Annotated in this window: 14 protein-coding genes; 4 read left to right on the forward strand and 10 right to left on the reverse strand. The window is 62.6% G+C overall.

The window, feature by feature from the left end:
• The first annotated feature begins 2 nt into the window (after positions 1 to 2).
• From IPM12_16640 to IPM12_16650, 3 genes are read left to right on the forward strand one after another with little or no spacing between them, the layout of a single operon-like run.
• The gene (locus tag IPM12_16640; protein MBK9149433.1) at positions 3 to 1034 is read left to right on the forward strand and encodes a geranylgeranylglycerol-phosphate geranylgeranyltransferase; all 1032 of its coding nucleotides are present in this window, start codon (positions 3 to 5) and stop codon (positions 1032 to 1034) included.
• The gene (maf, locus tag IPM12_16645) at positions 1031 to 1639 is read left to right on the forward strand and encodes a septum formation protein Maf (protein ID MBK9149434.1); all 609 of its coding nucleotides are present in this window, start codon (positions 1031 to 1033) and stop codon (positions 1637 to 1639) included. The genes IPM12_16640 and maf overlap by 4 nt, the downstream gene beginning before the upstream one ends.
• A gap of 58 nt (positions 1640 to 1697) precedes the next feature.
• Complete coding sequence (locus IPM12_16650; protein ID MBK9149435.1) at positions 1698 to 2600, forward strand: hypothetical protein; 903 nt, start codon at positions 1698 to 1700, stop codon at positions 2598 to 2600.
• Positions 2601 to 2606: 6 nt separating this feature from the next.
• Here the strand turns inward: IPM12_16650 and IPM12_16655 are convergent, their stop codons facing one another.
• Positions 2607 to 4985 carry a gliding motility-associated C-terminal domain-containing protein gene (locus tag IPM12_16655; GenBank protein ID MBK9149436.1) on the reverse strand — a complete coding sequence of 793 codons (2379 nt, stop codon included), beginning with the start codon at positions 4983 to 4985 and terminating at the stop codon, positions 2607 to 2609.
• Between the two features lie 68 nt (positions 4986 to 5053).
• Positions 5054 to 7408: a gliding motility-associated C-terminal domain-containing protein gene (locus IPM12_16660; protein MBK9149437.1), complete on the reverse strand. Its 2355-nt coding sequence runs from the start codon at positions 7406 to 7408 to the stop codon at positions 5054 to 5056.
• A gap of 110 nt (positions 7409 to 7518) precedes the next feature.
• Between IPM12_16660 and IPM12_16665 the strand changes: the two genes are divergently transcribed.
• The gene (locus IPM12_16665) at positions 7519 to 8793 is read left to right on the forward strand and encodes an aminotransferase class V-fold PLP-dependent enzyme (protein MBK9149438.1); all 1275 of its coding nucleotides are present in this window, start codon (positions 7519 to 7521) and stop codon (positions 8791 to 8793) included.
• A gap of 7 nt (positions 8794 to 8800) precedes the next feature.
• Here IPM12_16665 and IPM12_16670 read toward each other — a convergent pair whose 3' ends face one another.
• From IPM12_16670 to atpC, 8 genes are all read right to left on the reverse strand, one after another.
• Complete coding sequence (locus IPM12_16670) at positions 8801 to 10303, reverse strand: gliding motility-associated C-terminal domain-containing protein (GenBank protein MBK9149439.1); 1503 nt, start codon at positions 10301 to 10303, stop codon at positions 8801 to 8803.
• A 155-nt stretch (positions 10304 to 10458) separates the two neighbouring features.
• Positions 10459 to 13959: a T9SS type A sorting domain-containing protein gene (locus tag IPM12_16675; protein MBK9149440.1), complete on the reverse strand. Its 3501-nt coding sequence runs from the start codon at positions 13957 to 13959 to the stop codon at positions 10459 to 10461.
• 4042 nt (positions 13960 to 18001) lie between these two features.
• The gene (locus IPM12_16680; GenBank protein MBK9149441.1) at positions 18002 to 18364 is read right to left on the reverse strand and encodes a hypothetical protein; all 363 of its coding nucleotides are present in this window, start codon (positions 18362 to 18364) and stop codon (positions 18002 to 18004) included.
• Positions 18365 to 20326: 1962 nt separating this feature from the next.
• Positions 20327 to 21097 (reverse strand): hypothetical protein, encoded by a 771-nt coding sequence (locus tag IPM12_16685; GenBank protein MBK9149442.1) that lies wholly within the window; start codon positions 21095 to 21097, stop codon positions 20327 to 20329.
• Positions 21098 to 21207: 110 nt separating this feature from the next.
• Complete coding sequence (locus IPM12_16690) at positions 21208 to 21987, reverse strand: hypothetical protein (protein ID MBK9149443.1); 780 nt, start codon at positions 21985 to 21987, stop codon at positions 21208 to 21210.
• Between the two features lie 94 nt (positions 21988 to 22081).
• Positions 22082 to 22720: a response regulator transcription factor gene (locus IPM12_16695; protein MBK9149444.1), complete on the reverse strand. Its 639-nt coding sequence runs from the start codon at positions 22718 to 22720 to the stop codon at positions 22082 to 22084.
• Positions 22713 to 25700 carry a hypothetical protein gene (locus IPM12_16700; protein ID MBK9149445.1) on the reverse strand — a complete coding sequence of 996 codons (2988 nt, stop codon included), beginning with the start codon at positions 25698 to 25700 and terminating at the stop codon, positions 22713 to 22715. Before IPM12_16700 ends, IPM12_16695 begins: the two co-directional genes overlap by 8 nt.
• Positions 25701 to 25818: 118 nt before the next feature.
• Positions 25819 to 26052: an ATP synthase F1 subunit epsilon gene (gene atpC, locus IPM12_16705; GenBank protein ID MBK9149446.1), complete on the reverse strand. Its 234-nt coding sequence runs from the start codon at positions 26050 to 26052 to the stop codon at positions 25819 to 25821.
• Between the last annotated feature and the right edge of the window lie 59 nt (positions 26053 to 26111).

Below are 26111 nucleotides of genomic sequence, written 5' to 3' on the forward strand. Positions count from 1 at the left end.
GCATGCTCGATCTCCTTCGCCTCGCGCGCCCGCTGAACCTTCTGATCATGGCGCTCACCATGGCACTGATCCGTTACGGCCTCGTGCTGGGCTGGCTCGAGCGCGGGCTGAATGAGCTGTTGCAGGAAGTGGGCGGGGGCATCACGCGCGGGCAGCTCACGGTGGAGCCTGGCTTCGGCCCGCAGCTGCCGCTGTGGCTCTTCCTGCTGCTCGTGCTCAGCGTGGTGCTCATCGGCGCTGCCGGAAACATCATCAACGACTACTTCGACACGCGGATCGATCGGATCAACAAGCCGGACCAGGTGCTCGTGGGCCGCACCGTGAAGCGCCGCGTGGCCATGGCCGCGCACCTGGTGCTCAGCAGCGCGGGCCTTCTTTGCGGCGCGATCGTGGCATGGCGCACCGGGCAATGGCCGCTGCTGATCATCCCCGCCTTCGCCATCGGCGCGCTGTGGACATACAGCACCACCTTCAAACGTCAGCTCATCATCGGCAACGGCACCGTGGCCACGCTCACCGCGCTGGTACCGCTCACGGTCGGGCTCTACGAGGTCCCAGCACTGCAGCATTCCTTTCACGCCTACAGCACCGTGACCCTGCCGGACGATTCGCGGTACGGGATGGAGAGCTCGTTCACCGAATTGTGGTGGTGGGTGCTCGGCTTCGCTGGCTTCGCCTTCCTGTCCTCGCTGGTGCGCGAGCTGCAGAAGGACATGGCCGATGTGAAAGGCGATGCCGCCCAGGGCTGCCGCACCATCCCCATCGCCTGGGGCATGCGCTGGGCGAAGGCGCTCGTGCTGCTCTATATCGCATCGCTCATCCTCGCGCTACTGGCGCTGCACATGCTCGTGCCTGCGCTGCGCGGCAACCTCGCGTACTGGTACATCCAGCTGGGCATCATCGCGCCGCTGCTCCTGTCCGCAGGCTTCACGTACAACGCGAATCGACGCGAGGAGCACAACCGCGCCGGAGCCTTGATGAAGGTGGCCATGGTGATGGGAGCGGGCTTCGCGGCGATCATCCGGTTCCTATGATGCGCCACCCTCCGCTCTTCCCCTGGCGATTGATCCTCGCCTCCGCTTCGCCGCGCCGGCGCCTTCTGCTGCAAGGCCTCGACCTGCCGGTGGAGATCACCAGCGTGGATGTGGACGAGACGCCGCCTGCTGGCATAGCCGATGCCCAGGTGGCCGAGCACCTCGCGCGCAAGAAAGCCGAAGCCTGGCGTGGCACGCTCGCATCCGACCAAGTGCTCATCACAGCCGATACCACGGTGCTGCTCGATGACCCCACGGGCCCGCACTTGCTGAATAAACCGGTTGACGCCGCCGACGCCCGCCGCATGCTTGGCCTGCTGTCCGGTCAATCGCACCGAGTGATCACAGGCGTTTGCCTGCGCACCGCCAGCAACCTGCTCCACTTCGCCGATACGGCGGTGGTGCGCTTCCGGGTGCTCACGGCCGCCGAAATCGCCTACTACGTGGAGCAGCACAAGCCCTTTGACAAGGCCGGGGCTTACGGTGTGCAGGATTGGATCGGCTACACCGCCGTGGAGCGCATCGAGGGCAGCTTCTACACCGTGATGGGACTGCCCATGCATCGCGTGTACCTGGCCTTGCGCGATTTGCCCGAACCCGGGTGACCAACATCACCGGTAAAGTCTGAATCATGCCGAACTTGCAGCGCTCAAACGAACTGCCATGAACCGCACCATCCTGCTAATCACCGCTGCGTCAATCCTCCATGCATTCAAGGCCGACGCGCAGAAAGGCAATTCCACCCATGAGGGCTATGCGCTCTCGTGGGACAAGACCATAGCGGTGGTGCCTGACAGCCTGCAGAACGGCGTGTTCAGATTATCCGCGTGGACCATCGCCGTGCATGAGGCCGATGCCAGTGACGTGATGGGCTGGTGGATGGCCGACATGCAAGCGGTGAGCACCGCCGTCACCAAGGGCAAGCCTGCCAAAGCCCAAGGCTTGCGTGTCCCCCAGTTGCCCGAAGCGCAACTGGCAGCCGCAGCCTCCGCGCAGGAAAAGAAGTCGAACCTGGCTAAGCTCACCGTGGCTTTCGCCATGAACGACTCCACGCCCACGCGAACCACGGACGGCCAGGAAGCCTACATGCGCGCATTGGCCGTGAAGTACAACCAGGCGGTGGTGCAAGCGCAGATCGCGGAGTACGAGAAGCAGCTTGCCAAGGCAGGTGATAAGCTGGCCGACACCAAGGGTGATGTGGCCAAGAGCCAGTCGCGCATCACCAAGTCGAACAGCCAGCTCGAGAAGCTCAAAGCGAAGCGCGCCAAGATCGAACGCGATAACGCGCACCTCACCGGTGATATCGCCGGCCGCGAGAAGAAGTTCGCGCTGAGCAACGATCCGAAGGACCTTCAGAAGCTCACGAAGGCACGGGAGAAGCTGGCCAAGGGCGAATCCTCTTTGGCGAAGCTGATGCAGCAAGAGGCCAAGGCGCAGGGCGATATCGCCAAAGAGCAGGGCCGCTTGGAGAGCACGGCCGGCAAGGCCGAGGACCGAGGGGCCACCAAGGAAGAGGTGCAGCGCGTGCTCGATGCGCTCAAGCGCAAGCATGATTCGATCCAGTAGGCCCCATCAACGCAGCAGCGTCACATGGCCGGTACGCTGCTGCACCTTGCCTTCCGTATCCCGCATTCGGAGCATCCACGGATACACGCCTTGCGGGACCTGCCCGGCGGCCGTGCCGTCCCAGAAGGCCTGCTTCTCATCGGCGCGATACAGCTCACCGCCCCAGCGATCGAAGACCACCAGCTCGAATTCGCGCGGTCTGCCCACGGTGGTGATGGCGCCCCAGAGGTCGTTGTACCCATCGCCGTTCGGCGTGAAGGCGTTGGGGATGTACACCCCGAACTCGGCCTCCACGCAGACCTCCAGCGCCGTGGTTGAAGAGCAGCCTTCAGCATTCGTCACCAGGAGCTGCACCGGATAGCAGCCCACCACATGGTATGCGAACTCCGCATCGTAGCTCGCGCTGGTGCTATCCGAAGGATCCCCGAAGCTCCATAGCACGCTATCGGCCCCCGTGGACCTGTTGATGAATTGGATCAGCGGCTCCTTGACTGTGGTCACCGGCGGAACGGCGTTGAATGCGGCCGTCGGCGATTGGATGGCATGCACGGCCTCCGCGAATGTCCAAGTTCCGCTGCAACCGCTGGCATCCGCGCGGGTTAGGCGCACATCGAACACGCCACCGCTGCTGTAGCAATGCCGGATGCTCGGTCCATCGGAGATCACCGTGCCGTCACCCATTTCCCAAATGAATTCGCCATCATCCGCATCGGCTATGAAGCTCGCGCAAAGCGGCGTGCAGCCCAAGGTGTCGATCACAGTGAAGGTTGGCGTGCCCGCATCACCGACTTCCACCTGCGTGACGACCGGCGCGGAGGCACAACCGTTCGCATCGGTGGCGATCACGCTGTAAGAGGTGCTCACCGACGGTGAGACCTGTGGGCCGTTGGGGCTCCATGCGTATGCAAAGCCCGGCGTGCCGCCGCTTGCATTGGCACTCAAGGTGATGGAATCACCGAGGCAGATGCTCACCGTGTCTCCAGCCGAAATGGTCAATGGCGGCGGCTCCATGACTGTTGCGCTGGCGGATGCGTTGCAGCCATTGGCATCGGTCACGGTGCAGGTATAAGTGCCCGCGACCAGGCCCGAAGCCGTGGCGTTGCTTCCACCCGATGGCGACCATGCGAAGGCGAACGGTGCGGTGCCCGCACTCACGATGGCTGTTACCGCCCCATCGGAGAAGCCGGAACAGGAGGCTGCTGTTGCATTGGCGCTCACCGTCGGAGCCGCTGGCGGTGGATCCAGCGTGACGATGGCGCCCGTGGGGCATGTGCCGGACCCGCCGGTCACATTCAGGTTGTAGGTGCCCGCGTCGAGCCCGCTGATGCTGCTGGCAATGCCGCCAACCGGATTCCATAAGAAAGAGAGAGGTCCGGTCGCATTCGTGACGATCGCCTCCAGTGCTCCATCCCCGCCTGCGCAGGTGGGCTGCGTGGCATTCACCTCCAAGCCGAGTATGGTCAGGACGATGGTGGTGACTTGCGGCGAGCGGCAATCGAAGAACCGCGTGAAGGTCACCGTGTAGGAGCCCGGGCCGCTGAAGACGTGTGAGGGCGCGAGCAGATCGCTCGTATTGCCAGCACCGGAAGCGGGATCACCGAAATCCCAGAGCCATTCCGTGGAACAGGTCTGCACATCCTCGATGTACAGCTCATTGCTGAAGCACTCGAACTGGATCGCGGTGGGCTCTTCCGGTGCTTCGCCGATGTACACGTCATCGATCGCGATGCCGTCGTAGCTGTTGCAGGTGGTGCCTGCGCCGAATACGAAGCGGAACTTCACGCTCGGCTCCCCCGCGAGGAATCCGAGGCAATGCGAGGCAGTGACCCAACCCGCGCTTCCTTGTCCGCCAGCGCAGCTGCCTTGGGTTGTGCCGATGCGGCCGCTCCAGCCCTGCTTGGGATTGGCGAGGTTGAGGTTGTTGATGTTGGCCGTATTGAACCAGTGCTGATTGAAGCAGCTGGGCGGATCGTTCACCGAGCCGACGTTCGACCAGGTAAGGCCTTGATCGAGCGAGTACTGGAAGCCAAGGCCGTCGTAAGTGCGCTCGCACTCCCAGAAGATCCTGAACGACACGTATGGGAAGGGCAGCGCGCTGAAGTCGAAGCAGGGGCCCTCGAGCCAGCTCTGCTCACCGTAATTGTAGAATGAGCCCGTGAGCCCACCGACCACCCAGGCATTATTGCCGCCACCAGCGCTGGTGATCACCGGCTTGGTCGGTGCGCCCCAGGCCCAATCGCTACTGGTGCCACCTGCGACCCAAGAAGGACCGCTCTCGAAACCCTCAACGTATGGGAAACTCGACAGCGTGACCGGGCATTGGCCTGATAGCCGTGCCGCCAGGGCGAGCAAGAGCATCAGCAGCGCTGTCCGGAAGATCCGCATCGGCTGCAAAGGACGGTCATAGGGTCCTGCCCGGTGCCTGCCGATGCGCTAAAACACGTTGCGCGCGATCACCGCAAGAGGGTGAGGCTGCCCTTGAGGCTGTGCGTAACGCCATCGAGCCCTTTCGCCTCGAGCACCCAGAAATACGTGCCATCGCTGCAGGGCTCACCACCGAAAGTCCGTCCATCCCAGACCTGCTTCGCCCGCAGCAGGCGCGCAACCTCTTGTCCGTAACGATTGAAGATGAGGACCTCGATGCGCTCGATGCCCACGGCATCCAGTCGGAACTGATCGTTCACGCCATCGCCGTTCGGCGTGAAGACGTTGGGCACTTCGATCGCGCTCGGCAGCGCATCACCCTCCCCCACCACCACGACTCCCGTTGCACTGGCCGTACAGCCCTGAGCGGTCACCGTTAGCGACACCGAATAGGAGCCCTCATCCACGTAGGTATGCGCAGGCTCAAAGTCCGTGCTGGTACTGCCATCACCGAACTGCCAGAGCATGGCACCATTGGCGGGCGTGCTCGAATTCGTGAAGCTCACATCCAGCGGCGCTTCCCCGAACGCCGGATCGGCCGTGAAGGAGGCGGTCACCGCGATCACGTTCACCGTGATCTCCGCTACGCCGGTTCCGCAACTGTTCGTGCCCGTCACGGAATAGGTTCCGGCCTGGCTCACGGTGATCGCCATTGTGGTCTCTTGCGTGCTCCAGAGATAGCTGTCAGCGCCGCTCGCGGTGAGCACCACGCTCTGGCCGGTGCAGATATCGGTTGGACCGTTCGGCGTGATGCTCACGGTGGGGCCATTGGCTTGGGTCACCTCGATCTGCGCGCTGCCAGTGCCGCACGCGTTCGTGCCTTCCACGCTGTAGATGCCGGGTGCGGCTACGGTGATCGACTCCGTGGTCTCCGATGTGCTCCAGAGGTAGCTGTCACCGCCGCTGGCCGTGAGCGTCACGCTCTGCCCGGGGCAAAGCGCTGTGGGGCCATCGGGCGTAATGCTGATGGAAGGCCCGGAGGCCTGCGTCACCTCGATCTGCGCGCTGCCCGTGCCGCAGGCGTTGGTGCCTTCCACGCTGTAGATGCCGGGTCCGGTTACGGTGATCGACTCCGTGGTCTCCAAGGTGCTCCAGAGGTAGCTGTCACCCCCGCTGGCAGTGAGCGTCACGCTCTGCCCGGGGCAAAGCGCTGTGGGGCCATCGGGCGTAATGCTGATCGAAGGCCCGGAGGCTTGCGTCACCTCGATCTGCGCGCTGCCCGTGCCGCAGGCGTTGGTGCCTTGCACGCTGTAGGTGCCCGGCGCTGATACGGCGATCGATTCCGTCGTCTCCGATGTGCTCCACTCGTAGCTGTCCGCGCCGGTTGCGGTCAGCGTGACCGATTGGCCCGGGCAGAGCGCCGTGGGGCCATCCGCGCTGATCGTGACCAAAGGCGCTGCGCCGCCGGGCAAGGTGTAATCGACGCAGATTGGCAGGCCGCACGCGCCGAAGGCGCAGAACTGCACCACCACCGGACCCAGATCGCCTGCGCCCGCGGTGTACGTGGCGGTCGTGGACGAGGGATCATCGAAGCTGCCGGTACCGCCTTGCCAGAGCACGCTGATCACATCGGTGCCCGATACGCTGCCGGTGAGCTGCACGCTGCCCGCACCATTGCAGATGCTGCCATTGGCGTAGATCACCTCAACCAGGGTTGGCTCGAAGGGCGCCTGGCAACCGTAGTTCACGTACGTCACCGTGGGCGTGCCTGGCCAGCTGAACTCGGCTGTGGCCCCGTCATTCTCCGCGCTCGCGCCCCCATAGGTGCCGAATACGTTCACCAATTGGGAACGGTCGTAAGTGGCGGTATCGGCGCAGCCGGATGGGAGATGAATGAGGATCAGCGTGCGCAGGCTCTCCGCACCGACAGGCACCGGGCTGATGGCCGCGCCGTTGTTGTGGTTGGCGAAGTGGCCGCTGGTGTTGCCCGGCGCTTGGAACACGATGAAGAGCGTATCGCTCAAGTTCGCGAAGGAGTTCGCCGCGGCGCACATCTGCGTGCTGGTGACCATGAGCACCTGGCTGCCCGGCGGGATCACGCCGCCCGGAGGCTCCAGCAGCCAGCCGCAACCTTGGATGGTCGCATTCAGCGCGTCGGTGAGCGCGGCCGTTGCCGCATCCTGAACCAGTCCGTTCCAACTGTTGTTCGGCCAATCGGCTTCGAGCTCGCTGAGGGCGATGGGCTGCGGGCCGGTTCGGAAGCGCACCATCTCATTCTGCCCTTCGGCCCCGCCCGGGCACTGCGCCAGGTCTATGCAGGCGTCCACCAGGATGCTCTCGATCTCGAGGCATTGCGTGGGCACTTGAGCCCATGCGGCCGTTGGGCCGCTGAGCGCCAAGGCCAGCACGTGAAGGAGCCTGAGCCGAAGGGTCGGAAAGGTCATCGCGCGGCAGTTGCGAGCAAAGGTGGCTCCGCTCGAGCCCTGCCCTTTCCCGGCATCCATCGCGATGCTAACAAGGTTATCCGCATAGCTCGAGCCGGTACATTCGGTGCATGACCGACCGCCGCAGCTTCATCCGCCAGAGCGCCGCCCTGCTCGGCGGGCTCGCCCTGCATCACCGGCTCGATGCCGCCTTCCCCGGATTCGACCAAGGAACCGCGCCCTTAGGCGACGGAGAGGGGTTCTGGCGGCAGGTGAGGGCCGCATTCGCCTGCAGCCCTACGCTCATCAACCTCAACAATGGCGGGGTATGCCCGGCCCCACGCGCAGCCATTGAAGCGCTCGATCACTACAACCGCATGTGCAACGAAGCGCCCAGCTACTTCATGTGGCGCATCCTCGACCAGGACCGGGAGCCGCTCCGCATGAACCTCGCCCGACTGGCGGGCTGCCCACCGGATGAGCTGGCGATCTGCCGCAACGCCACCGAGGCGCTCAACACGGTGATCTTCGGGTTGCCCTTGAAGGCCGGTGATGAGGTGGTGGTGAGCACGCACGACTACCCCAATATGGCCAATGCCTGGAAACAGCGCGCCCTGCGCGATGGCGTGAAGCTGGTGCACGCCTATCCGCAGCTCCCCAGCGAGGACGAGGACGCCATGGCCGAGGCCTTCATCAAGCGCTTCACCCCGAAGACCAAGCTCGTCCACCTCACGCATGTAGTGAACTGGAACGGCCAAGTGCTCCCGGTGCGACGGATCGCCGACGCCGCCCACGCGCGCGGAATCGAAGTGCTCGTGGACGCCGCGCACTCCTTCGCCCTGCTCGACTACCGCATCCCTGACCTGGGCGCCGACTACTGGGGCACCAGCCTGCACAAATGGCTCTGCGCCCCCTTCGGCAACGGCCTGCTCTGGATCAAGCAGGAGAAGATCGGCAAGGTGTGGCCGCTGCTCAGCAACGACAAGCCGCAGGGCACCGACATCCGCAAGTTCGAGAGCCTCGGCACGCGCAGCTTCCCCATAGAGATGGCCACGGGCTATGCGCTCGACCTGCACGAGCTCATCGGCTCCCGGCGCAAGCAGGAGCGGTTGCATTCCCTGAAGAACTACTGGATGGAGCGCGTGCGCGACGTGCCGGGCATCTTCTTCAAGACCTCAACCGATCCGCGCCACGGATGCGCCATCGGCGTATTCGGCATCGAAGGCAGGAAGGCGACGGCCATCAGCGAGCAGCTCTTCACGAAGTGGAAGATCCATACCGTGGCCATCGAGCGCGAAGGCGTGCCGGGCATCGAGGCGGCGTACAACCATGTGCGGGTGACTCCCAACGTGTACACCACCACCGACGACCTCGACCGGTTGACGGAAGCGATCCGAAGCCTATAGCACAGCGTCAACGGAAGAGCGTGACGTGCCCCCGCTTGACGATCTCGTTCGTGGTGGAGCACGGGTCGCGCATCTTCATGGTATAGACGTACACGCCCATCGGCATCCCGCTGGCGTCCCATTGCGCTTGCGGATCATTGGTGGTCCAGAGCAACTCGCCCCAGCGGTTGAACATGCGCAGCTCATAGCCGAGCTCAGGTATCTCCACGCGCACCGGCCACGTGTCGTTGATCCCATCGTTGTTGGGCGTGAAGGAATTCGCCAGGAAGAGCGTGGGCTCGGTGCGCACATCGATGATGGCCGTGGTGGTATCGTTGCAGCCGTTGGCCTGGGTGGCGTACAGCGTGTAGGGGTAATAGTCGTAGAGGCGATGGTCCCATTGGAGATAGCCCGTGCAATCGTGGGTCACCAGGCTGTCCCCGATGTAGAACGCGCAGCTATCGGCGGTGAGGCTGCCGAGGGTGATCTCAACCAAGGGCGTGCAGGGGATCTGGCGCGCGGTGAAGATGGCCGGGGTCTGCGCCACGATGAAGATGCTATCGAGCACAGGGAGGTTTCCGCAACCGGTGAGGTCGAAGGCCTGCAGGGTCACATGCTGCCAACCCGGTTCGGGGAAGGTGATCAAGGGGTCGCGCGCGTTGCTCAGCCCGAAACCGCCCCAGGTCCATTCGAGCGAATCAGCGTTGGTAGCCAGCGTGTTCACGATGAAGGCCAGGTTCTGGCAGGCCGTATCGACCATGAGGGGCACCGCGAAGGGCGGCACCAATTCCACCACGTCCACTGAGGCCGTCGCCACGCAATTCAGGATCGTGTCCGTGGCGGTGACCGAGATCGCGCCATTGGTGCCGGGCAGTACCTGGAAACTGTCGGTGGTCTCACCGGTGCCCCACACATACGTATGCGGCTGGAAGCCGAAGACCAATTCGATATTGAGCAGCGGTGCCTCGTTGGGGCAGTACGACAGCGGACCGCCGATGATCTCCACATCGGGATTGCCCAGAGTGGCCTCAATGTAGGATGGGCAGCCGATCGGCGGAGCGATGAGCACGCCATAGATGCCAATGGGAAGGTCGGTTATCGTGGTATTGGTCTCGGCCGGGTCATGCGTCCAGAACCAGACGAAAGGCCCGCCCGGATTCAAGGAGAGGGTGATGGCTCCATCATCCGCGCCTTCGCAGCTCAGGTTGGTGACATCGAGCGTGCCCAAGGGCGGTACGATGGGATCCAGGATGACCACATCGATGAGCGTATCGCACTCGAAGCCGATCACCAGCACCGAGTAGATGCCAGCACCCAGGTTATTGGCCGTTGCATCGGTCAATAGGGCATCATGGTCCCACTGATAGACGAATGGCCCGCCGCTTTGCGTCACCACGGTGATGGCCCCATCGGCAAGTCCCGGGCAGGTGGGCGCCGTCACCGCGACCGAGACGTCGCACGGTGCGAATTGAGCCTGCCCGATAAGGGCTGCCAGCACGGCTGAAAGGGCGAATAGGTGTCGCACGCGCATAAGACGGCTGCGAAGATCGCATTCGGCGCCTAGAACACGCATGGGCCTCGAATTGATCGCTCACCAGCCTATGTGCGAAAGCACCGCCCCCCGCACGTCCCGGTCTTTGGACCGGGGGTGCGGGGGGCGGGTTTCGTTCGGGGTCAGGCCCCAGGTTACTTCTGGATCACCAGGCGCTCGGTGTGGATCGCGCTGCCGGCCGCGATGCTCACCATGTACATGCCGTTGGCCAGTTCGCCGTTGAGGGCGATCGTGGTGTTCACGAAGCCGTCCTGCACACCGATGGTGCGCTGGGCCACGCGCTTGCCGAAAGCATCGTAGATGTCAACATTCACAGCGCTCACGCCCTCCTCCAGGTCGTTCAGGCTCACGAAGAGCTGATCGCCACGGTTCGGGTTGGGGTACATGGCCACGCGGGCTTCGGTTGCCGTGCCGGTCGTGCCTTCCTCGGCCATGCCGAAGCTGCACGTGGTGGTGAGCAGGCATACGTCGCCGTAAGGGTCGCTGCTGTGGCACCAGGTGCTGCCGCCATCGAAGCTCACGCGAACGTCAACCTCGTAGGTCTTGCCGCAGGTAAGGCCCAGGGTGTTCACGAAGTAGTTGCCCGAACCCACTGGTGCGGTCTTCACGATGGTGACGAATTCTGCAGGGATGCGGAAGCGGAACTGGTAGCGGTTGGCCCTCTGCTTGTTGCAGCTATTGGTCAAGCGGCTCACGGGCTTGGCATGCACGTATTGGTTTGCTGCAATGGTGCGGCTCTGTCCGCAGCTCAGGTACTGGTTGTTGGGCAGGTCCATGAGCTTGGTGCGGGGGCACTGGGCCTCGGCGCTGTTCACCGTCAGGCGGCAGGCAGGTCCCCAGGGGTTGTACACGCCGTTCACACGGCCGCGCACCTTCACGTTGTAGAAGCCGCCCTCCACGAGTTGGTTGCCGCTCCATCCGTTGAGCATGAAGTGGCAGGCGCGGGTGGCGCTTGCAGCCAAGCCGTTGTTGGTGCTGTGGCTCTGGAAGCGCTTGAAGCTGTAGCCGCCATTGGGGTTGTACCACCACATCTGGTAGCCGCTGTTGGCGTTGTTCACGTTGTACTGCGCGCTAACGGCCGCGTTGGCGTTGGCCACCACGAACTCGCCGCCGCAAGGCGTGATCTTCCAATCGGCCTTGTCGCAGCTGGTCACGATCAGGCGGTCGGTGCCAACGGGCAGGCAGAAGCCCTCGTTGTTGTCGATCGTGCTGGTGCCGCCGCTGGTGAAGCCGCCTTCACCGAAGGTGCCGTAGAGGTTATCGATCAGGCGCACGCTGCTGTTGATCTTCAGCATGTAGCCGCCGCCCACGATGCCGTCGCCGCCACCGTCGGTTACCACGAGGTAGAAGCAGCCATCAGGCAGGCAAGTAGCCTCGCTGCCGTTGCCCAGGAGCGCTCCGCCGCCAGACTTGGCGATCAGGTTGGTGCCCTGCTCGTAGATCACCCAGGTCAGGTCGTCATTGCCATCGGCCTGGTACACGAAGTCGAGGTCGGTGGTGCAGGCAACGCCTTCGCACACGCAGTTGCCATCGATGTAGTCGATGGCCGTTTGGCTATCACCGTCGTCGCATGCCGTACCCGGAAGCACGGGACCATCGTAGTTGCCGTCGCAGTCAGGCTGCTGCACGCAGATGGAGAAGTTGCCGGTTCCGCCAGCCCATCCGTAAACGCGCACGTAGTAGGTATCGCTTTCGGTGAGGCCGGTGAGGCTCACCACTTCAACACCACCGCCAACCGTTGCATCAGCACAGCCGATGTTGGTGCCGTCGCATGCACCGCTGCGTACGTCGATGATTGCATCGAAGCCGGGACCGCCAGACACCGTGACACGGTTCGCCGAGCCTGTGGCCACGAAGCTGAACCAGACGTCGAGCGCACTGGAGCTGGTGAAGAAATTGCAGGTGAGGGGGGCAATGCTCTGCGTCGCAGCAGTATTGTTCGTGCTCAGGGGGTTGCAGCTATAGCCCACGGTCAATGGTGTAGCATTAGCGCAGTCGTCATTAGCAGGCGGAGGCGCAAGCGTGGTGAAGCTCACCGGTCCGAGCGAGCCGCTCACACCGTCCACACCGCAATCGGCGCGCACATAAGCCTCGTAGGCCGTGGTGCTTGCCAAACCACCCAGCACAAAGGCCACGTTGGTGCCCGCAGGAACCACGGTACCGGTGCCCAGAGCGAAACCGGGCGCTCCGTATTCAACTTCCCAAGCGGTCTCGGTGCAACCGATGTTCCAGTTCAAAGTCACGCTGTTCGCAGTAGGGCTGCTGGCAACCAAGCTGCTCGGAGAGGGACACGCAGGTGGAGGATCGATGGTCACATCGTAGTCCTCGGTCTCGCCATAGCCGTAGTTGATGCACGGATCGATCAGGTTGCCGGCCGTGTTCCACACATCGCGGATGCGCATGCGCTTCACGCCAGGAGTGGGGTTGCAGGGCAAGCTGAGCGTGAAGGTGCCGGTTCCACCAGAGCCGATGGATGTGGTGGTGAAGCCCACACGTTCGCTGGGGGTCTCGAACAAACCGTTCTCGTTGAAGTCGATCCAAACGGCCACGTTCTGGCTGCCGAAGGTACCCACGGTCACCTGGATCTGGTAGCTGGTACCAGCCTGCAGGTTGGCGGTGTGGTTGGGCAATGTGTTGAAGTATGTGTAGGCCGGGTTGGTAGGTGAAGTACCCGTGTTGTTGGCCAGGGTGGTACCTACAATCACTGCATTGCTAATCAGGTCACCATCGGTCTTACCGAAGGTGTAAGTGGGCGTGCAATAGCAGTTAGCGAGCACATCCATGTTCACCTCCACAGGATTGCTATCCGTGTCATCCGGGCCGGTGCTGCAGGTTACGTTGCAGTAGTACCAGCTCTGAGCGGTCTGCGTGGTCGCGAAGGTGGCGGAGTTGGTGCCAACGGGGGTCCAAGGCCCTCCCGCGCTTACGGTGCTTACGTACCACTGGTAGCTCACGCCGGATCCCGTGGTGGCGTTCTGCAAGGAGAGGGTGAGCGGCGCGCCGCTGCAAACAGGATTGGCACTTGCCTCTGTATTCCCAGGATCCGGGTCACCCGCACAAGGGGAACCGGTATAGTTGAAGCGCACCTGCGGGCGGTTGCCAACAGTGTTCGTGGTGGCAGAACCGCACAGGCTGCTCCCACCATCGGCGCGAATGAAACGACCGCCGTTGGTGAGGGTGGCCGCACGCACACCACCATAAGGACTTGCGAAAGCCATCGAGTTGTTGTGGCAGATATCCACCACGATGTTGCTCACGCCGTCCCAAACGAATGAGCTCGAGAAGGTCACCATCTGGTGGCTTCCCAGTGCTTGCACAGTCCAATCAACACTCGCTGGACCGAACACGGTGGTCAGCGCGTCGGCGATGTGCGCAGCCGCATTGGTGGCGGCAGTATGGCCCAATCGAACAGTGTAGCTCGGGAATGCAGGGCCGTTGTCCTCGGAGACGGACCAACCAAGAGCGGTAATGGTCGCTCCGGAAGGCATACCAGCCAGGCTCAGCTCCGAAGCCGTATACACCGTCTGGTACCGGATGTAATTGAAGTAATCGCAGACGGGATCGGCACCGGTACCATTCGTGGTGATGCCATCGCCGCCGATGATGACGAACTGCGCTGACGCTGATGGCGCCATCGCAGCTAGGCTAATGGAAGCCACAGCAAGCTTCCACCAGCTCGTTCGCCGAGTCGTGTTGTTTCGACAATTCGACCACGCGTGAAATCCCGAACGTACACGGCCCGTGTGGTTTTCGAGGCCCACGCATCCGACAGCGTTCTGTATCCTTACAGCAATTGGCTCACCTCCTCTTAAAACCAACGCACATGAAGATGCGAAGATCACGGACTCTTCAAGTTATCGGTTACTTTGACTTTCTGCTGTCGGGTGCAGGCCTGGCGCAGAACACGGTCCGGCCTCCTGAGTTACTCGGCTTCCGGATATGGCAGAAGGCTGGCGACCAGTCTACCCAGACCTGGGGCACGGTGTTCATGCTCAGCACGTGCGGCCGGGGTGGTGCATTCGTGGCCGGATGACGCTTTCCGTGCCGGGCAATGGATGCGCTACAGTGGCCGCGACGGGGCCTCGTGCGCACTATGTGAGCAATTCGGGCGGCAATCCGTTCTTCACGGCCTGAGGCACCGGCGCGTTCGTGCAGTGGAAGGACTGGAAGCAACACGGTCCACTCGTGAAGTGGGATTCCGGCAGCAGGTGCATCCACCACGACGTGGAGAAGTGCTGCCCAACGGCAATGTGCCGCTGGTGGCAGGAACTGAAGACCATTCAAGAAGCGTGGGATGCCGGGATGGATACCACCGGGTTCCGGGTACAGGACCCTGGCCTGATAAGGTGATTGAGGTGCAACCCGATGGCCTGCCCCACAGGGGGGACGGTCGTGTGGGCGTGGCACGTGTGGGACCATCTGGTGCGAAACTTCAATCCTGCGGCTGAGAATTTCGGCGTGGTTGCGGAGCATCCGAATTCGCTCTCCGTGCCTTTTCCGAATCCGGATTGGCTCCGCACGAATTCAATCGATTACAACTGACCGGATGGTACTCAGCGTGCCCTTCCTGAACGAGATAAGATCATTCGTAGCACCACTACGGCCAGAAGCGGCGGCACTACCAGTGTGGCTTTTAATTCCGGCAAAAAGCGGGGACCCGCTTTATCGCTGGGGCAACCCACGGGTATGACGGGCGGTCCCACGGATCGAGGCTCTTCTTCAACCACGCGGCGGTATGGGTGGGCCCGGGCCTGTCGCCCGATAATCCGGATGCCGGCAAGATGTTAACATCGGTGCGTGGACATCCTGGTGCCGCCAATTGACAGAATGGGCAGTACCCGTATCAAGCGGAATACGGCGTTCGCCCCGGAGGAACACGAGGAAACGGCGCTTCGCCATAACCCCGCCGGCGAATCTGAGCTCCCGGGCCGGGCAGCACGAATGCTGCCCACCAGTGTGCTGGTGCAGGCCGCTTCAGCTCCAGCCCCTGCGACCGGATAGCACCCCGAAAGCGGCACTACCTGCTTGCAATGGAGTCGGGTGTGGTGGTCGCCCAAGGCGTTGAATTGGATAACCCGCCACGCTCTTCCAAGCGGAATGGGTGAACCCGGATGACCCGCGTATCCCAGGCCGCATATTGGAGCCCATCGGTTTACATCGAGTTGGATGAGTGGATCGTTCTGCGATCGCGACCTCGGTCGATTCGCCTGCCTTGACGCAGGGCGGAACTGGAGAGCAATGCAGAAGTGACCCACACGCTGGTGCTTGCTCGGTCAGCGGCATCGGCGGACATCGTCGACCATAAGGCCGCGTGATTCGTTCCGTCCGCTTGATGGAGGGCGAACTCGTTACCCGTGGAGGATCGTCATCCGAAATACCTGGTCGGATGACGAACCCCAAGGCCGTCGGGCTTCGAGTTCGAGGTGATTTAGGCGGGTTGATGATTAGGCTATCCCGGCCACACGACACGGCCACGCGCAGGGTCGTCCTGATGAAGTCGTGTAGGACATTCCTGTTTCATCGCCGTTCACCACGGTTGCCTTGGATGTTGCGTGACGATTGTTGTCCTATATCACTGAGCGGAACGCAGAAGGCCAGCCCGGGGCCTTCGCATTGATTCGTCGTTGCTGCCTTACGGCTGGATCGCCCGGAGCGCTCGTACACCTGCTCGCCAGCGGTGATGTTCACCATGTACATGCCAGCGGCCAGTTCTGATCTTTGGTTGAAGCACCGTGTTGAGGAAGCCGCCACACGGGTGGCGATGCGTACTTGCCTTTCGCGCGCGAGCATCCGGGATGTCACGCTCACCGTTTGCACGCCCTCCTCCACCGACTGAGCTCAGCATCAGCTGGTCGCCGCGGTTGGGTCGGGTACATGCGCAGTTGTGCTGGGCCTGTCGAAGCATCATCAACCATGTTCTGGTTGCCGCGTTGACGGGCGGGCGGAGATGTCAGCAATACATCGCCCATGGGGAAGCGTTGAGGGCGCACCGGTTGAAAATTTGCCGCTGGTCTCGAAGCTCTACGTCAATCGTCAAGCGCAGACCGAGGCCCGTGGTGTTCACGAAAGTGGGTGTTGGCCGTCTTACCACCGTGTACACCGGGTTGTTGTTGTCCGAGCGGAAGCGGAACTGGTAGCGCTTCGCGTTCTCCAAAGTACAACCGGGCGCCATCCGGCGGCGCACCGCGCGGGCATGGACCAACGTTGTTCCCGGTGGTCCGCGCGCCACCGCAGCTGAAGAAGGGGTCGCCCGGGATGTCGTTGAGCTTCGTGCGCGGGCAATCGCTGCGGTGTTGTCCACCAGCACGGCACGCAGGGCCCCAGACGGCAGTGGCGAAATGGTTGTTCAGGATCGCGCACCTTCGCGTTGTACACCGCCTCTTGCGGCTGGTTGCCGCCCAGCTGTTGAGCTTGAAGTGGCAGCCGCGTGGCGCTCGCCGGAAGGCCGTTGGCCATGCTGTGGTACTGGGTCTTGAGCTGTACCCGCCGTTGGGTTTGAACCACCACGCCTGGTAGCCGCTGGTGGCAGGTTGGCGTTGTACCGGTCGCGTACCGCACCGTTGTCGCTACACCCTGCTGCTGTCCGCGGGTGGTCCTCAGTCGAGCTTGACGCACCGGTGAAGATCGAAGCGCGTCCGTGCCACAGCGAAGCCCTCGCCGCCGGCGACACGGCTGAACGGCCGCTGTGGTGAAGCCGCCGTTGCCGGAGTTGTCGTAGCTGTTGTCAATCGGGGATGCGCGCTGTTGATGCGCGGCAACATCCCCGCCAACGATGCCGTGAAGCCGCCGTCCTCCACCACCGCGGAAGAAGCAGCCGTCGGGCGGGCGGGTAGCCTCAGCCGTTACCGATCGGGTAACCGCCGCTCTGCACCCGAGGATGGGGGTGCCGCCACACGGGTGCGTCTCGTGGGTCAGCTGGTCCAGGCCGTCCGCTGGTACACGAAGTCGGAGTCGGTGGTGCGGGCCACACAACGCAATCACCCAGCTGCCTCCAACTCGACCGGCACGAAGGCCGGGCCGGCATCGCAGGCGTCGCCGGGCTCCATGTTCGCAAGCAGCGGGCAGGGGTCGAGAGGCATTCGTTCGCAAACCGCCGGACCCGGATGCGCGGGCTTCAACGCCTGTGTCAGGGTCGCCAGTCCATCGCCATCCGTCATCGTACCACATTGCGGGCGTGGCGACAGTAGGTCGGTTCCGTTGTCGCTTCCACTTGAAAGGCAGCGGATCGCTCACGAACCCGTACCGAAAAGCGATGCCGGGTGGTGGCCAAGCGGAATCGTGGTGGTGATACTTCCTCTCGCGGTTAGCATTCACGCTGCCGATGTCCGCGGGACTCGCGAAGCTACCGATGCAGCGCTCAGATTGCGCCGTGAACACTTGCCCGGATTGAATGCACCCTCGACGCTGTAAAGGCGCTTCCCACCGTGGCGCCTGCGCAGATCACTGCGACGGAACCTGTCAGGCATCGTCTCATCGTAAGCACGCACACCAAAGTCCCGGGTGCGATACGCGACTACGAGGCGACCAGTGGAGCTACGGGCCACTAGCGTCCCACACCGTAACTCAGCGGCGAAGTGAAACCGCTGGCGCCAACAGGCACCCACGCCGCCCCGTTCCGCTTGATACGTTCGCGCTGAGAATCCGTTAGCGCCATCGTGATGGCCGGTCGGCGCATCGTCATCGTCCGAGCACGAGCTGTGGCAGCTGCGCGAATACGGCCGTGAAGCCCGGCAATCCATGAGCTCCCATGCAAGGCCGTTCCAGCGCTTCACGGTGGGCTTGCCGCCGACGCATCAAAACGACCACGGGATCGCCTTGGGCATCCATCGCGACGGAGGGCGAACTGGAATTGGTCACGGAAAGAGGTCCGCCGCCGAGCATGGTCCAGCTGGATCCGTTCCAGCGCTGCGCGACAACTGTTTGGGTCGCCACATCACGGTAAGCCACCACGGGGTCGCCCGCCGCATTCAGGGCCATGGCGAGGTCGAAGATGGGGCCGCTGGTGAAGCCCGTGCCCCCCAACGCGACACGCGCTGCCATTCCAGCGGAGCACCGAGCAACGCTGAGCCCATCGTCCGGAAGGCCACTACTGGTCGCGCATCGGATGTCATGACAGAGCGTGGTGTATTCGACTTTCCCCACGGAGATTCAGTGTGCCTACGGTCTCCCACGCCGTCCCCGTTCCAACGCTGCACTTGCGCGCGGTTCCCGGATGCTGGAAGGCGATACGCGATCGTCGTTTCGACATTGGGGGCGATGGCGATGCCATGGTAATAGACGCTCTCGTTGGCGCAAGCGCGGGGTCGCCGAGCCGAAGAACTGCCGTTCCAGCGCTTCACAATGGTGCGGTTGTTGTGCAACGATCATGTACACCCAGGATTGCCGTCCGGACCAACAGCGGTCGCAGTGATCAGTGCCCAGGAGATGGGAGATCAGTAGGGCACCCATGCGCTGCCATTCCAGCGTTGCGCCATCGCCTTGTTGCCAAGTCCGTTGTCGAGGTAGCTCACCACCGGGATGCCCGGTGGGCGTAAGGCCCATGCACGGGCCGGTCGACACTGGCCGAGATGCCCACGGTGCCGATGCCCTGCCAGGTGGAGCCGTCCCCAGCGCTGCACGGTGACGCGGTCGCTTAAGGCGACATCGCATAAGCCACCGTAGGTAGATCCAAGTCGTTGAGCGCCAGCGCCACTTGATTCGCGGAGCTGGGAGTGAAGCCCAGCGTGCCCACCGGAACCCATGCGCTCCCATTCCAACGCTGCACAGAGAGGCCGCCGCCATGCTGCCATCCCCACCCACCACACGGCTCGCCCGCGCTGGTCAAGTCCATGCCCGGGTTTGATGCGAACGCGGTCCGGTGAAGCGGCTACCGCCCACCGCCGATAGGGGCTGCCGTTCCATCGCCGAACAGGAGATACGAGGCCGCATCACGATACTACAACACGCGGGCTCTGCATCCCAAGCGCGGGCGGGCCTAGGCCCCCGAGTTGTGAAAGCGCTAGGACGGACAGGTTGCCATACCGCACCGCTCAGCGCAGCACAGTGAAGCGGCCCGACGCACCATAATCCGCGAAGGCCACGGGCGGGCCATCGTCGCCGACAACTAAGCTCGTTTGGCCACCTGTGTGGCAGTGATGCCCACCGCCCCAACCACTTGCCGGGCGCTGCCATTCCAGCTTTGCACAGTGAGACGTTGCGAGACGGTATGGTCCAGATGGGCCACCATCGGATGCCCATCGGGGAGGCGATGCTGTGCTCGGTTACCATGCCAGCTGAGAATCAGGGCTGCCCACGGTTTTGCGCGAACCAGTTCCCAGCGCTTCACCGTAAGTGCGATAGACTCTGACTGGGGTCGCGGAAAACCATCACCGGGGTTGCCAGCGTCGTCCTGACCATGCTGCTGGTGGTCGGCCCATTCGGGCGTGGGCCGTAATGGTATCCGCGGGGCCCGAAAGCGGCGCCCACACTGGGCGTGCGGCAGAAGGCCAGTGGTAAGCCGAGGCGGTAAGGCACAGCGCGCGAGTCATGTTCATGCTGCGTTCGATTTGTAGCCTTCGCGCCCGCTTCCTCATGAGGCGAGGGCAAATCAGTTCGTCCAGTACATCATCACCTTCAGTTGTCGAAGCGCACGAAGCGGTCACCGGTGGTATCGAACCGCGGGCGGTAGCAGCCCTCGAGCTTGCCCTGATGACCGTGGCGGGGTCGAAGCGGATGAACTCATTGCGGTCGTCGGGCTTCTTGCCGGTCCACACGATGAAGGCATCGCCGCGCATCTCGGTGAGCAGGCACAGGCCGGTGTTCGTGGCGCACTTCGAGTTCAAGGTCAGCATCCAGCTGGGCGATGCCCCCTCCCCTTCCACCATGAACGCATCATGCGGGTAGAGAGCCTTTCGCCTTGCCGATGGCCTTCGCGTTGTACTCGCCCTGCTTCAGCATTTGCCCGTGGACGCCTCGAAGATGTACAGTTCTTTTCCCCGCAGGCATAAGCCGGACCGCCGCTGCTCAGGATGTTGCACTCGCCTTTCTTGAAGTTGTCGGCAGTTCCATGTCCCCGGTATGCCCGGGTGGCGGCCCCGGTGCCGGCATCGCCGGGCGCTGGCTTGTCGTTACCACGAATGCTCGGCCGTGACCACAGGAGATGCTCAGTATCACCTCGCCATCATCGGCTGGCAGATAATCATTGGTGAGGTGGCGCACCACGCGTCCGGTGAAATTCGCCTTCCAGGTGTGACCACCGGAAGCCTCCAAGGTGATGTTGAGGTCCGTTCCGCCTTTGGCGCTCATGATGCGCTTTGCATCATAACCGAGTTCGATGGTGGTACTGCTGGCCTCATCGTAGCAGCTGCTCTGGCTGGTGCGCCTGGGCCCCTTGTTCTTCGGGGCCTTCGTCTTTCTCTCCTTGGTGCGCGCGGCCACTTGGCTCGCATTCACCACCTGCCCGGTGCGATAGTCCAGATAGACGGTCTCGATGGGGTCCTTGTTGGTTTTCTGGGTGGTCACTTCAACGGTCTCACTTTCGTGGTCCGTGCGCCAGTTCTCGCACTTCTTCACCCCGTGCTTCTCCTTGAAGTTGTACTTCCATAGGACCGTGCCGTTGGTTCCGTCAAGCATCTCGACCTCGGTCATATCGCCGGCGATCACGTACGCCGCATCGGGTGAAACGGCGTTCCATTTGGGGTCAACGGTGAACTTGGTCTCCCACACCTTGGGGAACTCCTTCTGTCCGAAGAGGAGCGTGGGAATGAGCAGAGGAAGAAGGGTCGGGAAGCGCATGAAGGAGGGTTGAGCGATGATGCCCGCGAAGGTTCCCTGACATGTGCCCGTTGGCAATACCACTTTGATGTGAAACCACGCTGACCAGCGCGACCTCGCCGTGGAAGCGGTCAGTAGATCGAGCCGAAGCGTATTCCGAAGAGGTGCTGGGTGAAGAACCCCGGCGCATACTGGTCGTTGTCGAAGGTGGCGTAGCTCACGTCGCTGCTACGCCGGCCGTACTCGTAGGTGAGGAAGAAGCGCCGCTTGGGCAGGAAGGGGATGTCCACGCGAAAGCCCTGATCGCGGCGCTCGTCGTTGAAGTTGTCCCAGCCCGTGAGCATGATCCGGAACTCGTTGGAGAAGGCGGGCCGGAATTCCGCACGCATCATCCAAGGCCCGGTGCTCGTGAACAGATCCACGCCGGGCAACGAGGTGCCGCCCACTGATGCCGAAGACCAATTGAAGCTCTTACCTGCGAGCACACCGTAGCGTTCGGCGCTGTAGCCTGCGAGGAAGGAATAGCCGAACTGCATGTTCACGCTGAAGCGCGATTCTGGATCGATGTAGTACGCGAGCGGCTCACTGCTCATGCGTCCCAGCGTGAGTTCCAGGAAGAACGCGTCAGCGATCACGAAGCCTTCATCGCGGTCGAGGATCCTGGAGACGAGCCGGCACTCTATGCGCGTATGGAGCCCTTGCCCCAGACGATCCTGGAGGGTGTCCACGTCGCTGATGCCGAAGGCGGCATAACCGATTCCCCCACGGAACATCTTGTCATCGACCAGGATGTATTTCGTGGGATCGTACACGAATGCGGTGCGCTGCGCCTGCGCTTTGGGCGCGCATGCGGTGGCAAGCAGGACAAGAAGGGGAATCGCGCTCAGTTGGGCGCGCGGAGTGATCGCCATGGTACAAGGGGTGCTTGTTCCATTCGGAGCACGGCGCAAGGTGGTCTCGCCGCGCGCCGTCGGCAATACCACTTTCATGTGGAACCGTCCCTGTCTAGCGTGGATAGAGCTTATTCAGCGCATCGGTGCGCGAGCTCACCTGCAATTTGTCGTAGAGGTTGCGGATATGCGTGCGCACCGTCTCGATGCTCAGGTTGAGGCCATCGGCGATCTCCTTGTAGCGGTGGCCCTTGGCGAGCTGTTCCAGCACTTCACGTTCTCGCTCGCTCAGGAGTTCCATTTCCTTGACCTGTTTCCGCGGTGCGCTGAAGCTGGCGAGGACACGACGCGCGATGCCTGGGCTCATGGGCGAACCACCGCCAGATAGGGTCTTCACAGCATGGACCACCTCGTTGGGGCGCGCGTCCTTCAACAGGTACCCGGTTGCTCCGGCGCACAGCGCATTGAATAGACTGTCGTCATCGTCCTGCACCGTGCAAACGAGCACCTGGAGCAAGGGTCGTAGTTCCTTCGCGCGGCGCGTGCATTCGATGCCGTTGATGCCGGGCAGGTTCAGGTCCATGATCACCACATCGGGGCTTGTGTGCATGAGTTGATCGAGGAAATCCTCAGCGCTTGCATAAGCACCGCACATCTCCATGCTGGGATCCACCTCCAAGGCATCGGAGAGAGCCTCCCGGAGGATGCCATCGTCCTCCACGATCCCCACACGGATCCTCTTCAACTCAATCATGGGGCAAAGTTCGGCCATGCACGCGGACGGTGGTCCCGCCGCCCGGCGTGGCGATACGTTCGTAAGCAGCGTTCATTTCCTCAGCCCGCTGTCGCATGTTCACGGAGCCGTGCCCGCTGCCCTGGGGAACGTCCGATGCGATCCCAAGGCCATCATCGATGACCTCGAAGGTGTAGGATGGGCCATCCTCTCGCCAGCGCAGCACGATGTTCCTTGCGCCGCTGTACTTGCGGGCATTGTGCAGGGCCTCCTTGGCGATGAGGAAGAGATTCCGGCGGAATGCGCCACCCAAGGTGCGCGCCGGAAGCGGGTCCGGGAAGTCGCACGTCACCCTGGCACCGCTATCCTCGAAAAGATCGTTCGCGTATTCCCGCATGCGGCGCAGCAGCGCATCGAGCGTGCCGTGGCGCGGATCGTTGATCCAGACCACATCACGCAGGTTTTCCAGCAGCTCTCCGCTGATGTCACTCAGCTTCTCGAAGCGTGCATCGCTGTCCGTATGCCGCTTGGGCGACCGCGATAGCGCAGCCATGCGCGCCAGGCCGCTACCCACGTCATCGTGGATGTCCTTGGCCAGTTGGGTGCGCATGCGCAAGTCCTTCATTTCGCGCTCGGCATCCTCCAGCATTCGCTGCATCCTGCGACGGTAAGCGCGCGCCCAGAACCACGCAATGAGCACGATGAACACCGTGATAACGAAAGCAATGAACCAGTTGCGCGTCCAGAACGGCCGCACCACAGTGATGCGTAGCATTTCCTCCAAGCCGCTTTCCGTTCCGTCGCCATTGATGCCGATCACTTCCAGCATGAAGTTCCCGCCCGGCACGTTGTTCAATTGGATCGGTGTGGCGGCAGCGGCTATGATCCAATCGTCGTGGTACCCACGCAGCCGCCACTTGTACGCGTTCCGTTCCGATGCGCTGAACTCCAGCACGGCCAGGTCCAGATGCAGTTCGTTGCGCGGATAGGGAAGTTCGAGCACCTGGTTCCTTTCACCATGCGGGAGGTCGAGATCGCCCGCGTTGGTCCACATGCGCACCAGGCGAACGATCGGGCGATCCGGATCGTCCAGCACCTGCCCGGGTAGGAAATGGTTGAAACCGTTCACGCCGCCGAAGTAGAAGCGGCCGCTTCGCGAACGGAACCAGGCCTTGCTGTTGAACTCCTTGCTCTGCGATCCATCGGCTGTGGTGTAGTTGCGCAAGCGTTCGCCGCTGGCGCGCGTAAGGCCGTTGTTGCTGCTGATCCACCATTGGCCCGCATCATCCTCCAGCAGGCCATAGAGGTAGTCGTTCGGCAATCCGTCCTTCTGGGTGCGCAATCGAAGGAGGTCGCGCGTCTCCGGATTGATCTCGAGCAAGCCATGGTCAGTGGTCATGAGCAATCGATCGTCCTTCTGCACCATGTTCACCAGGTTGAGGGCGACGCCCCGCGTCACTTCCCAACCGCTGCCAAGTCGCCGTTCATCATCGGCGCCCCAAACCCTGATGCCTTCATTGAGAAAGCTCGACCAAAGCTGTCCCGTGCGATCCAGCGCAAAGCGTGTGGGCATGAAGGAGCCATCGCCGATGTATTCCTGGAATGCGGAGAAGGACCTGGATGCAAATTGGATTCGGCCATTCGCGATGGAGACCATGTCCATCCTCGGATAATGGACCAGCATCAAACCGCCGCCAGGATCCGTCACGAACGTTGCGCCTCCCGCCACTGGCATGCGGTCAAGCACGCGGGGCACGGAAGCATCCAGCACGAGGATTTCAAGACCCACCTTCATCCACACATGCCCATCCGCATCGTTGACCATCTGGGCGATGTTGTTGTCCGGCAGCGGCCCGCCGATGAGCGCTGCTACGTCCAACGGTGCGAGCCTTCCAGTGCGCTCATCGAACAGGGCGGCTCCGCCTTGGTGGAACGTAACCAGCACACGCATGCTGTCCCATTGTGCGAACGCCTTGGTGAACCACGATGGAGGCGACCAACCCTGTTGCACGCCTGGCATGCACCTGCCGAACTTGATGCGCTGCGGTGCAATCCGGAATACGCCCTTGCCATCGGTGCCGATCCAGGTGTTGCCCTGCCGATCGAACGTGATGGTGGTGATGTGCAGGGGGCGCTCATCTGCCGGGAGCAGCGGATAGAATGCGGTGATGCGCCACGTATCGTCCACCACCATGACGCCCATGCCGTCCACAGAGACCCAAAGGGCGCCGTCCGGCGCCAGCGCGGCATGTTTCAAGCCATGCGCTTCGCGCAAACGGTCACCGGCTTCACCGGGCACCGGAACACACTCGCCTTGACCGACCAGCCACGCGCCCTCATCGGTGAGGATCAGGGTGTGTGTGTCCATCGGTAGCAAGTCGGTGACCTTGCCGTTCACTGCGTGAGGCAGTATCGCGATCGATCCTGCCCGGCCCAACGGATCCAGTTCGATCAGCGTGTCAGGATGAACATGGTAGACAACCTTCCCTGAACCATCTGCATGCATGGCATAGGAAGGGGCATGGCCTGTTGGCCAAGCCTTGGCGACTTCCGCATTCAACTGCAGAAAGCTCATCGACAAGGGCGAATAGAGCAGCTGGCCTCGTTCATCGGCATGCACCGGCCACCAGCAGCCATCGGGCTCAACACCGGTGCGCACGCGTTGAAAGCGTCCGGTTCTGGCATCGTAGCGATCAAGCCCTGTGCGTGTGCCCACAAGCAGATCGCCGTGCGGCATGGGCAGAAGCCCCCAGATGGAGTTATTCCCCAATGTGGTGCTATCGCGCAGATCGCACTTGAACTGCACCATGCGCGTGCCATCGAAACGCGCCAATCCATCGCCGGTACCGAACCAGATGAAGCCCAAGCTGTCCTGCACCACATGGTTCACCATGCTCTGCGGGAGACCTTGATCCAGGTCGTAGCGCGCCACTTCCACCTGCTGGGCGCGACTGCACAAAACCAGCGCGGACAGCAATGAAGCGAGAAGGATCCTGGACATGGGCGCGCGAAGGTCGGTGCTGCTAAAGCGAAAGGCGCCCTCTCGGACGCCCTTCTGAATGATAGCGCTCGACTGAGTTTTACTCCGCCAGCACCACCATCGTACGTTCAAGAAAGGATCACTCGGCGAGCACCAGAACGGTATTGTTCATCACTTCCACCACGCCGCCCTTCACGGGAAAGGACTTCTCCCCTTCGGCAGTCTTCACCGTCACGTCTCCGGCTTTCAGCACCGTGATCAAGGGTGCGTGGTTGTTCAGGAAGCCCATGCCGCCGTCCACGCCGGGAATGCCCACGTAGCTGGCCTCGCCCTTGAAGAGCGATTTGTCCGGGGTGATGATCTCTACTTTCATTTCAGGTGCCAGTTGGGGGTTGAAGGTTGTTGGGTTGGGGGTTGGGCGTGTGGCGATGG

The sequence above is a fragment of the Flavobacteriales bacterium genome (assembly GCA_016716605.1).
Classification (GTDB): Bacteria; Bacteroidota; Bacteroidia; order Flavobacteriales_F; family PHOS-HE28; genus PHOS-HE28.